The organism is Flavobacterium sp. HTF (genome assembly GCF_003105115.1).
GTDB lineage: Bacteria > Bacteroidota > Bacteroidia > Flavobacteriales > Flavobacteriaceae > Flavobacterium.
Genome location: NZ_QETH01000180.1, coordinates 1 through 661, shown reverse-complemented (window position 1 = coordinate 661; position 661 = coordinate 1). Strand labels below are relative to the sequence as shown.

Sequence of the window (661 nt, the reverse complement as noted above, 5' to 3'; positions counted from 1 at the left end):
CAACGTAGAATATACCATCTGTGAGATTACCAATACAGGCAACTGCGATACGGTAACTTCAGTAGTGGCAGTAGGCGCAGCGACAATCGACGCTGTAACCGAAACCACAACCAGCATCAACGGAAACACAGGAGGTACAACGGTTTCCCTTACTTCCAATGATACCCTAAACGGAAACCCGGTGGTGATCGGAACCAATCCAGGACAGGTAAAACTGACCGGAGTAACCGTTTCGACAGGACTTACCCTAAACTCCAACGGAACAGTAACTGTTGCGGCTAACACCCCTGCAGGTAACTATAACGTAGAATATACAATCTGTGAGATTACCAATCCGGGTAACTGTGATACGGTAACTTCAGTAGTGACAGTAGGCGCAGCGACAATCGACGCTGTAACCGAAACGACAACCAGCATCAATGGAAACACAGGCGGCACAACGGCTTCCCTTATTGGCAATGATACCCTAAACGGGAATCCGGTTGTAATCGGAACCAATCCAGGACAGGTAAAACTGACTGGAGTAACCGTTCCGACAGGACTTACCCTAAACGCCAATGGAACAGTGACCGTTGCGGCTAACACTCCGGCAGGAAACTACAACGTAGAATATACCATTTGTGAAATTACCAATCCGGGCAACTGTGATACGGTAACTTCA

1 pseudogene is annotated in these 661 nt (G+C 48.0%); it reads left to right on the top strand.

From position 1 onward, the window contains the following. Window positions 1-661, top strand: a pseudogene (locus DCO46_RS22960) (gliding motility-associated C-terminal domain-containing protein); the annotation flags it as partial.